General features: G+C 44.5%; 1 protein-coding gene and 1 pseudogene. One reads left to right on the top strand and one right to left on the bottom strand.

Translation table 11 applies throughout. The features are described from left to right. Positions 1-262 (top strand): annotated as a pseudogene (locus tag A3766_RS07225) (DUF695 domain-containing protein); the annotation flags it as partial. 141 nt (positions 263-403) lie between these two features. On the opposite strand, the gene A3766_RS07220 reads toward A3766_RS07225, so the two are convergent. After that, the coding region (locus A3766_RS07220; RefSeq protein ID WP_068642018.1) for a tRNA (adenine(22)-N(1))-methyltransferase TrmK at positions 404-926 on the bottom strand (523 nt) is incomplete at its 5' end.

Raw genomic sequence — 926 nt, 5'->3', positions numbered from 1 at the left:
TCCAGAGGAAGCAAAAGAAATTGAGCCTTTTTGCCAGCAATTGGACGTTGACCTTCGAGCCGGCGGGAATGCTGTGCCTTTAGCGAGAATTACCTGGAATAAGACGCGAGAGTTACTTTTTAGAGTCTACAACCCGGTTCAAGCTGACGAATTAATAAAGAGTATTATCGAAGCGGATACCACGCCACGCCCCTTCAGCTATACAATCGACCCTGATGAAGATTGGAAGATGTCAGAGGTTTACCTTAAGAGCTTTAGGTAAAAGCGTTTCAATGGGGTCAGACTCGATTGAAAACAGCAATCGTTTTGTAGGCAGTGCTTTCCTCGGCTCGCTGGTGAATCAGTACAATGTTTCTTGTTGGGTTGAGTAAGTGAGGGGTGGAACCTTCTGCCCACAACTTCTTTATGCTTGTATATGTTCAGCGCAAAGCTCATAGGCGCGTATGACCTCATCGACTTTATCTCCGTGATTAATTCGGGATTTTTTGTAGTGAGATAGAACGCGCGCCAGATACTCATGGGCAATCTCAGCTTGAACTTCCGTTTCACCCTGCCAAATTTTTCTACCCGCCGGAGATATTTCCTTCTTTAAACCACTACACGAAGAAACATGCAGTATTTCATAAAACTGCTTTCGTTCTTTCACCAGTTGTTCGTCAAGCAGAGAAAAATCGAGCTTAATGAGGTGCTGCCTAAGTGCATATTGGTGATAAACAGGGCAGAGCAGATAATCGATATCAAGGTTTTGAAACTTCTGATGAAGCTGGTTGATCAGGCTCATCGTTTCGTCACCACCTATACCAGCAATAATGACCAAATGTTTGCCTTGATGTTTGTCTAAAGGTAACTGGGAGGCATCGCTGCAATAGGTCTTCCAAGATGTTTGGTTGTTAGGAGTCGCCGGAAAGAGCTCAACTAACTTCAGG

The organism is Oleiphilus sp. HI0132 (assembly GCF_001635845.1).
This window is presented reverse-complemented; position numbering and strand designations above follow the sequence as displayed.